This is a genomic window from Acinetobacter sp. YH01005, assembly GCF_013420465.1.
Lineage (GTDB): Bacteria > Pseudomonadota > Gammaproteobacteria > Pseudomonadales > Moraxellaceae > Acinetobacter > Acinetobacter amyesii.
The window spans coordinates 1-9,339 of sequence record NZ_VOYA01000042.1; the positions used below are offsets into that span (position 1 = coordinate 1).

The window sequence follows — 9,339 nt, forward strand, 5'->3', positions numbered from 1 at the left end:
GATAGTCTTTTTCAGATTCAATCAATAATTGAACCGCTCTTTCTCTGATTTCAGGGGTATATTTTAATTTGGTCATCGGAACATTCTCTCAGAATACTGAGTCTCCGACAAACCCGGTACGGTTCAGTTAGATTGTCTTGGGTTACTTCAGATTGAGTATTATTTTTACGAACCCATGCAACTATATCTTTAGGATAAAACAAATGTTTATGTAAAGAACTGTCATCCAAATCTAGTAAATAAACAAGAGCTGCTGCTTCAAAAGCCCAGTAACCAACATATGAATAATTATCTAAATTTAAATGACTATTGTACCAAAGTGTATTTTTATGCATTTGATACCAATCAGCCAAATATTCATCCAACAGTTCAATCGCATGATTTTTGTTATTTTTAATTATTACATTATCAATCACATCGCATAATATTGAAAAATTATAACTATATATCCCATCTCTTTCAGTATCTGGATGATTAGAATCCGTTAGTTTTAAAAACTTATTAATCACTTCATCTTCACTAAAAGTTCCTCCATCCTCGCCATTGATTAATTGTTTAATTGTAGATAATAAATTATTTTTATTTAGCAATACTGCTAAGCTAATTGTAGTTAATGCAATAAAACCACCTTCACCACCAATAACAACTGGCTTTTTACTTGCTTTAAAAACTCCTAATGCTTCTGCTTGTTTTTCATAACCTTCTATTACTTTTTCAAATAATGGAGATATTTCTTCTATTGGCTTTCCTGCAGTATAATGAAGATATAATAAAGAATGATAGATCCATGTAATAGATTGCCATCTTGAAGCTTCTCCACAATTATATTGATCATCTTCAAATGTATCACTTTCTAAATATAAGGGTATTCCTTCTTCATTGTATTCTTTAGTCTTTAAATAATACTCTTCAGTTAAAAAAATCTGTCTTTTATATTTATCGAAATTCATATTGATCCTAAAATTAATGCCCCGAATGGCATCTACTTATTCAGTCAGATACCAAATCGTTAATCCCCAAGGGTTATCTTTAATCTCAGGCATATCTTCTCCTTGATTAAAATGACGTTTTTCCATGTTATTCGCAGGACTATACCACTCACCTGTTTTAGGGCAAATTTGGCCTGCTTCGCATCTTAGAGTTTTTGTACTAGGATTACTTATATCCTTCTCGCAAGGTACAAATTCTCGGGCAAATTTAACCAAATCCTTTGGATAAATCATATGTGTTATTTCGCTATCATCTAAATCTAGCAAATAAACGTAAGCAGCAGCTTCTATAGCCCAATATCCAAAGTACAAACCTTCATCCATTTTATGGGTATCATGCCAAGCTGCACTTTCAAATGCGGGATACCATAATTTCAAATATTCCTGTATATCATGAATACTCTCTTCTTTAGTATCTCTATATTTACTAAAAATTAATGGGCGATATGGATTATCAAAAAACCATTGATCCACATCATATCTATCCGTCAACTCAAATGATAAAAAATCCTCATACAGCGTATCTAATTGTTCTGTTTGCTCATGGTAAATTTTGTCCTGCATCGCTGCAATACGTGGTAATAAGTCTCTTCTATGTAATAGATAACACAGTCCTATCAACTGCATACATCTTTCGTACTCATCTATTGCGGTGAAATAAAATGGTGCCCAATCTTCATCCTCCTCGTCTTTGCGCAAGGCTATTGTATATTCTTCATATTTCGTAATTATATTTTCTAATTCTATTCTGAGAGGTTGAATCGACTTACCAATTGTATAATGTAAACTAAATAATTGATAAGCTTCTTCAGCGATATAATAATTTAACCGTCTTAAATCATTTATGGATCCATTATACTCAATTTTTTTTTGAACCAATCTATGATAAGAGTTTAATAAGTACTTCGTGATTTCAATATAAGTATTTTCAGTTAGAAAAATTTGTCGAATTTGTTTTTTATAGATGTCCATATCTATTCCAAAATGCCCCGAATGGCATCTACTTATTCAGTCAGATACCAAATCGTTAATCCCCAAGGGTTATCTTTACTCTCAGACATAACATCACCCTGTTTAAAATGACGTTTTTCCATGTTATTCGCAGGACTATACCATTCACCTGTTTTAAGGCAAATTTGACCTGCTTCGCATTTTAATGTTTTTGTACTTGGATTACTTATATCCTTCTCGCAAGGTACAAATTCTCGGGCAAATTTAACCAAATCTTTTGGATAAATCATATGTGTTATTTCGCTATCATCTAAATCTAGCAAATAAACGTAAGCAGCAGCTTCTATAGCCCAATATCCAAAGTACAAACCTTCATCCATTTTATGGGTATCATGCCAAGCTGCACTTTCAAATGCGGGATACCATAATTTCAAATATTCCTGTATATCTTGAATACTCTCTTCTTTAGTATCTCTATATTTACTAAAAATTAATGGGCGATATGGATTATCAAAAAACCATTGATCTACATCATATCTATCCATCAACTCAAATGATAAAAAGTCCTCATACAGCGTATCTAATTGTTCTGTTTGCTCATGGTAAATTTTGTCTTGCATCGCTGCAATACGTGGTAATAAGTCTCTTCTGTGTAATAGATAACACAGTCCTATCAACTGCATACATCTTTCGTACTCATCTATAGCTGTAAAATAAAATGGTGCCCAATCTTCATCCTTCTCGTCTTTGCGTAAAGCTATTGTATATTCTTCATATTTCGTAATTACATCTTCTAATTGAATTCTAAGTGTAGAAATATCAAACCCAGCGGTAAAATTTAGACTTAATAAATCATAAGAATAGATCTCTTTCATAAATCAAAAAACGATCTATCTCTTGCTTATTATTTGTACCAAATAATTTTAAATATACATGCATAATTTGCAGATGAAATACGTCGATTCAACAAAGCTTTCTGAAACACAGTTTAAGCGATATACAGGCATCTCATGGTCAACCTTTGATTTAATGGTTGAACAGCTAAAAATGCTGGTGCCTGCTAAAGGTAGACCATCAAAGTTAAGTGTAGAAGATCAAATTCTTCTATGCTTAAGCTATTGGCGTGAATACCGAACATTGTTTCATGTCGCAACGAGTTTTGGCGTGTCAGAGCCTACTGCTTCAAGAATTGTCCGCCACGTAGAAGATTGCCTGATCAAGTCTAATCTATTTAATTTACCCAAAAGTTTGCCTGAAGGCGAAGGTATCGACTGGAATGTGGTGATCGTAGATGCCACAGAAATTCCAATACAAAGACCTAAAAAAACAGAATAAAAGCTATAGTGGCAAGAAGAAAGCACATACTTTTAAAGTTCAAGCCATTATCCATTATAGAACACAGCAAGTTCTGAGTTTATGTACGAGTCGTGGTGCTGTACATGATTTCGAGCTTTTCAAACGTAATTTGAATCATATTCCTAAAGGTGCTTTTATTCTTGCAGATAAAGGCTATCAAGGTATCTATGCAATGTATCCAAATAGCTTATTGCCTCTAAAAGCAAAGAGACGCTGCAAACTAGATCCCGAGCTAAAAGTTTACAATCAAGAAATCAATAAAAGAAGAATTGGGATTGAACATGTATTCGGCAGTTTGAAAACTTTCAAAATCATTGCCGAACGATATCGTAATCGAGGTAAAAGACTAGGTTTAAGATTCAATTTAATTGCTGGAATCTATAACATGGAGCTGAATAAAAAATGATTTATGAAAGAACTCTAATGTAGTGATAAGTAATAATCTAATCTTCTTATATCAGATGGACTGTCTTCATATATTTTTTTACTTTCTAAAATTTCAATGAGTAATTCTTTTAAAAATATATTTACTCTATTGTAAACTTCATCTGTTAAAAATAATTGTCTTTTCTTTTTATCAAAAATCATTCTTATTCCAAAAATAATGCCCCGAAGGGCATAAATCATTCTTCACCATCAAACTGCCAGTACACATCACCCCAATCACTTTCAAAATCAGGGAATATATCACCTTGTTTAAAATATTGACGTGAGTTTTCTTTAGCAAAAGTATACCAATATCCTGCGTGAGGACATGGGCTACCGGCAATAACAATATCTATTCTTTCTGGTTCTTGAACTTCAACTTTCACTCGTTTTAATTCAGGCCAAGTGCTGTCTTCATCAAATCGTGCAATCCATTGCTTTGAACTTACGGCATCAAAACGTGGATTTGGATCATCTGACCACGCATCTAAAGTGGTCAGTTTTAAGTTATCACAACGTATCGGTTTAATTAGTTCATTTGCCATCACCAATAAATCAGGAACACCTTCTTCAACTGGATAAAGTGAAAGCTCTCCCAAACGTATCCATAAGCTGTATTTTGTTGAATCTTCTAGGTCTATAATTTTAGTAATTTCAATTCGTGGATCATCCAGTTTTTCACGAATTTGTTCTTCACTCAAGCCTAGTTTCTCTAGCCAGTAGGGAGAAAGTAAAAAGCACCATGTTGGGGTACGAATACCGCCACCTAAACCATCCCGATCTTCTGCAATAAACATATTTTCATGAGAAAACTCCATACCAGGATGATCAATATCGAGCCCGTAAAAATAATCCGTGAAAGTCCGTTCAACTGTTTCAAATTCAGGAGAAACAAATGCAAATTGACTTGTGTTTCCAATTTCATATCCACTATATGCTTGAATTGGGTTAAGCATTTCTAGACATTTTTGAACAAATGAGTACCAAATATCTTTATTGGATCTATACCATTGATCACCAAAAGTTAATTTTAGACTAGAATAGCGCTCACTAGAGTCTCTAATCTTTGCACTTAAAGCCCAACGTGGACTTTGATCTTGAGATTGTGCAGATGTTGCACCTAAATAGTAAATGAAATATTTTTTATAAATTTTTGCCATTTCAGCTGATATTTCTTCACGACTTCTAATCCATGAAATTGCCTTTTTCCAAACTTCAGTATCACATCGAAATCTTAAATGAAATGGCTTATCAATTATTTCGAATTCAAATTTCTCATAAATATCAATTACTTTTATCAAAAATTCTTGCGCATTTGTTTTTTTTTGATCAATATAAAATGTAATATAAGGGCAAACTCCGAACTCTTTTTTTTCTTCCCCATAAATTATTGATGTATCAAGAGGAATATCTCGAACTAATTCTTCTATTTCCTCATCATTTAAATAAACTTGTGCTGTGCTCATAAAATATTCTTTTAATTAATACTTCTTTTTTTAGAGATCCAATATTATCAAGTCCCGAAGGCATAAATTACTCTTCACCATCAAACTGCCAATACACATCGCCCCAATCACTTTCAAAATCAGGAAAAACATCTCCCAAGTTAAAGTATTGACGTGAGTTCACTTTAGCAACTGTAAACCAATAACCCTGTTGAGGACATTTTTCCCCAGCTTTAATTGAAAATTTATTATGATTTTCAAGAAAATTTATTACTGAAGTTTTGAGCTTGAATTTGTGATAAAATTCAACCAAATCTTTAGGGTAATATAAGTATTCATGTAAGACAGTATCATTCTCTATCTCTAACAGAATAACAGCGCACGCTGCTTCAAAAGCCCAGTATCCATAATAGCCACCTTCTGATTTATGAGTATCATGCCAAGGCGCACCTGATAAATCTTTGTACCAATTCTTTAAAAACTTACGGACAAAAGCTAAAGAAATTTCATTATCTTGATTTGAAAAGGCTTCACATAATAATAAGTAAGGTTTTGGTACTAATACTGTTGAACAATCATATCTATTTTCATCTGAAAAAGATAAATACTCTTCAATTAGCCAATCTTGAGCAACATTTTCTCTCATTTCTCCGTCAATTAATTTCGCAACTCTAGGTAGCAAATCCTTTCGGTGGAGTAAATAACACAAACTGATTAACCAAATACATGGACAATAGCCATCAATAGTAAATAATTCAAAAACTGGTAAGTTTATATTTTTATGATAACTTCTTAATTTACTTCCATATTGCTCATAATAGTCAATAACTATTTCAATTTGGCTTCTAATAAAAGGTAAACTATTGCCAGCTGTATATTCCAATATAAGCAGATTTAAATAGTCCTCTGCTACGATAGCATAAGAGTATACCCATCTTTCTTCTATTGAATCACCAACACCTGTAGGATTTACTTTAAAAGTTTCAATAGTGTTCAGAGTTTCCACCTTTAATGTTTCATACATTTGAGGTGTAAGAAATTGTTGTCTTTTTATATTAACTAAATCCATTTTATGCCCAAAAACTGCCCCGAAGGGCATATTTTCACTTATTCTTCACCGTCAAACTGCCAATATACATCCCCCCAATCACTTTCAAAATCAGGGAATATTTCCCCTTGTTTAAAGTATTTACGAGTGTTTTCCTTGGCTACACTGAACCAATAACCTGATTGAGGACATTTTTTACCTGCTTGAATTGATACTTTTTGATATTTAGTTAGGAGGTCAATTTCAGCACTACTAGGTTTAAATGTACGATAGAACTCTATTAAGTCTTTAGGATAATAGAGGTATTCATGAAATTCTTTATCATTTTCTATTTCTAATAGAATAACAGCACAAGCTGCTTCAAAAGCCCAATATCCATAATATCCACCCTCTGATTTATGGGTATCATGCCATGGAGCTCCAGATAAATCTTTATACCATTTTTTTAAAAATTTGTTTAAATGCTTGAATGAAACTTTATTATCTTGGGTCACAAATGCATTGGATAACTCAAAATAAGGATTTGAAAAAAGGACATCTGAACAATCAAAACGGTTATCGTCATTAAAAGCCAAAAATTCCTCTACAATCCAATCTTTCCCTCCATTTTCTTGATCCTCTCCATCAACAAGGTTAGCTACCAACGGTAGTAAATCAGTTCTTTTTAATAAATAACAAAGGCTGATAATCCATATATATACACAATAGTCATCTAAAATTTCGATGTCAAAAACACTAAAATTATTATTTTTATAATAGGCTCTTTGTTTTATAGAGAGTTCCTTGAATAATTCAATTACTTTATCAAATTCTAAGCGTAAATACTCAATCGGTTTACCAGCAGTATAGTCCAAAATAAGCAAATCAAACTGATATCTAGACGCTATCGAATAAGAGTCTATCCATCCTGCTTCGATATCATCATCATCATTTGATTCACTTAAAAAACTTTCTATGGCGCTGACAAGCTCACTCCTTGTAGATTGATAGTAACTTTCATCTAAAAATTGTTGTCTACGATTAAACTTAAATTCCATCATAAATAAATTTCCAATTATTTATTATTAACAACGATACTAATGTCTTTATCAGTCCAAACCTTTGTAGCTGTATGAATAGAATGTTCTTTATCAGTTACTGTTTGTTTAGATAAGAATTTAATTAATGCAACAGCATGTTCTACTACCTGCAATCCACTAAAAAAAATAACATATCTTTCATATCTTCTTTTTTTCAATATTATTGGAGCTAGCTTAATTCCTACTGATTTAACAAGACGATTTGTTATCCAATGATGGCTCATTTGAACTACTTTTCCACTAGAATCTCTATATTTTTCGCCACCTAAAGTTAGATTACGATTAGTTGAACTAGTGTTAGTACGGTTTCTAGAAGTTCTGCCAGATCTTTGTTGTTGTTGAGGTATTGATTTATCAATACCATTTTTATCATTAGCATCACCTAATAAATCTCTAAGTGAAGCAGCAGGATTTTGGCTACATTTAGCCTCAATAATTGCATATGGTTTTGCGTCATTATTATTTTTCTTCCAAACTCCATCTATACCACGCCCTCTACTTTTAATAGAAAATAGATTTACCATTTCCCCATTATCATTCAATTTATGAGAGTTTTTCGTTCCTATCTTATCATGTGTTGAAGTTCCCCAGCCTTTAATTTCTTGGCAATAGTAATCTGCCATATGCTCACCTAGAATACCTTTAAATTTATTAGATAAATTAGTTATAGCTGTTTGGCCTATTGACGAATTATTGGTACTGTTAGATTTGCCCTGATTTGTATTGTTTGTATTACCACTACCATTAGTTGAGTTTGGCTTAGTCGTTTGAGTCTTTGAGCGTGCATTTGCATCTGCAGAGGTTTTTCTACTTTTTATTAACCAACCATCAACTTCTTTTTTAAATTCTTGTAATTGTTTACCTAAATTTCTTCTAATTTGATCTACGTTTTTACGCGCTTGAGGACTTAATTGATTTAGTACTTGAGGGTTGGTTAAAATTTTATCTAAATTTTTTTGTAATGCATTTAAATTTAAACATTTACGAATCAGTTGTTCAGGATCACCTTTCCCAAGCTTTCGGATACCATCCAAAATACTATCCATTGGTAAAGCGCCTTTTTTGACACTTTTTAATGACATTTTAACAGCATCACCACCACCAGGAACTAAGCCAATTAACGCAGTGATAAGATCAAACCATCCAGCAGGACTTGTTGGATTTGCAGATAAAATGATAATTGCTTTAATAATATCTCTCGCGTCTACCAATTGACCTAAAACAGGTACACAGCCAATTACCGTCTCCGCTAAAATTGCCCAACCACCAGTACTTTCACCTTTAAAGAAAGTCATAGTGTCTTTTTTTAAACTTTGTAGCCATCCACCGGGAACAGAATCTACAGAACGTTTATATTTAGCGACAGAGCCCATTATTTCGCTCCATTCTGTAAGTTATTTGTAAGTTTTTGATATGCTTCTTCATCTAATAGTGACCAAATATCATCGTCAATAGTGTCTGTATCTTCAATTTCTGCATCTAGGTCATCGGGAATGTCTTTTTTAAACTCTGACGGATCTTCCCCATAATAAATTTCAGATTTTCCTTTAGGTACATTTTCTAATTTTGCATATCCTTTATCATCTAATACACCTTCTCTATAACTTCCGTCTTCAAAAAAGACTTTAAAAGGAGCTCCTTTAACTGGTGATAAATCATCATAATGGTAGTTCAATTCCATCCAATTTTGCATTTCACCTAATAATGGTAAAGTAATATTTTTTGGTTGAGCCGTACTTCCACCTGTAAATAAATGCTGCCCGGCCTTTACCTCAAACTTCGCTGCAGTTGTTGGAAATATTCCTGCACTGGTAATTTTAAGTTGAGAGCCCCCCGCAGTAAGGATAATTTCCTTAGGACTTTTTATATCAACATTTTCTTCCGTGGAAATAATTTGAATACCCTTTCGTGCAATCAAATCTGCCCCATCTCCTTGGGCTTGGATTTCAACTTTGCCTTTGCCTGCATACGCACGTAAACCTTCTTGTGCCGCAAATAGACTGATCTTGCTTTGTGCATGGGCAATTAAGGATTTTTGACTGCTG

At 32.9% G+C, this 9,339-nt stretch carries 11 protein-coding genes; 2 read left to right on the top strand and 9 right to left on the bottom strand.

Annotation, left to right across the window (positions count from 1 at the left end; translation table 11 throughout):
- Window positions 1-50: 50 nt before the first annotated feature.
- From FTT72_RS15465 to FTT72_RS15475, 3 genes are read right to left on the bottom strand one after another with little or no spacing between them, the layout of a single operon-like run.
- Window positions 51-950 (bottom strand): PoNe immunity protein domain-containing protein, encoded by a 900-nt coding sequence (locus FTT72_RS15465; protein ID WP_180178656.1) that lies wholly within the window; start codon window positions 948-950, stop codon window positions 51-53.
- Between the two features lie 36 nt (window positions 951-986).
- A complete protein-coding gene (locus FTT72_RS15470) occupies window positions 987-1,961 on the bottom strand; it encodes a PoNe immunity protein domain-containing protein (RefSeq protein ID WP_180135293.1) in 975 nt (324 codons plus the stop codon).
- A gap of 32 nt (window positions 1,962-1,993) precedes the next feature.
- The gene (locus tag FTT72_RS15475) at window positions 1,994-2,815 is read right to left on the bottom strand and encodes a PoNe immunity protein domain-containing protein (protein ID WP_180135295.1); all 822 of its coding nucleotides are present in this window, start codon (window positions 2,813-2,815) and stop codon (window positions 1,994-1,996) included.
- A gap of 73 nt (window positions 2,816-2,888) precedes the next feature.
- Between FTT72_RS15475 and FTT72_RS15480 the strand changes: the two genes are divergently transcribed.
- Together FTT72_RS15480 and FTT72_RS15485 are read left to right on the top strand one after the other, a co-directional pair.
- Complete coding sequence (locus tag FTT72_RS15480; RefSeq protein WP_180135297.1) at window positions 2,889-3,275, top strand: transposase family protein; 387 nt, start codon at window positions 2,889-2,891, stop codon at window positions 3,273-3,275.
- Window positions 3,232-3,702 carry a transposase family protein gene (locus tag FTT72_RS15485; protein WP_180135299.1) on the top strand — a complete coding sequence of 157 codons (471 nt, stop codon included), beginning with the start codon at window positions 3,232-3,234 and terminating at the stop codon, window positions 3,700-3,702. Before FTT72_RS15480 ends, FTT72_RS15485 begins: the two co-directional genes overlap by 44 nt.
- Window positions 3,703-3,716: 14 nt before the next feature.
- Here the strand turns inward: FTT72_RS15485 and FTT72_RS15490 are convergent, their stop codons facing one another.
- From FTT72_RS15490 to FTT72_RS15515, 6 genes are all read right to left on the bottom strand, one after another.
- On the bottom strand, window positions 3,717-3,923 hold the full coding sequence (locus FTT72_RS15490) for a hypothetical protein (protein WP_180135301.1): 207 nt from the start codon (window positions 3,921-3,923) through the stop codon (window positions 3,717-3,719).
- Window positions 3,920-5,188, bottom strand: a complete 1,269-nt coding sequence (locus FTT72_RS15495; RefSeq protein WP_180009468.1) for a type VI immunity family protein — start codon at window positions 5,186-5,188, stop codon at window positions 3,920-3,922. Before FTT72_RS15495 ends, FTT72_RS15490 begins: the two co-directional genes overlap by 4 nt.
- A gap of 67 nt (window positions 5,189-5,255) precedes the next feature.
- Complete coding sequence (locus FTT72_RS15500) at window positions 5,256-6,236, bottom strand: PoNe immunity protein domain-containing protein (RefSeq protein WP_180135303.1); 981 nt, start codon at window positions 6,234-6,236, stop codon at window positions 5,256-5,258.
- A gap of 38 nt (window positions 6,237-6,274) precedes the next feature.
- Window positions 6,275-7,255, bottom strand: coding sequence for a PoNe immunity protein domain-containing protein (locus FTT72_RS15505; protein ID WP_180010882.1), 981 nt, complete (start codon window positions 7,253-7,255; stop codon window positions 6,275-6,277).
- A 14-nt stretch (window positions 7,256-7,269) separates the two neighbouring features.
- Window positions 7,270-8,667, bottom strand: a complete 1,398-nt coding sequence (locus tag FTT72_RS15510) for a hypothetical protein (RefSeq protein ID WP_180135305.1) — start codon at window positions 8,665-8,667, stop codon at window positions 7,270-7,272.
- On the bottom strand, window positions 8,667-9,339 hold a 673-nt coding region (locus tag FTT72_RS15515; protein ID WP_180178657.1), incomplete at its 5' end, for a DUF2345 domain-containing protein. The genes FTT72_RS15510 and FTT72_RS15515, both read right to left, overlap by 1 nt.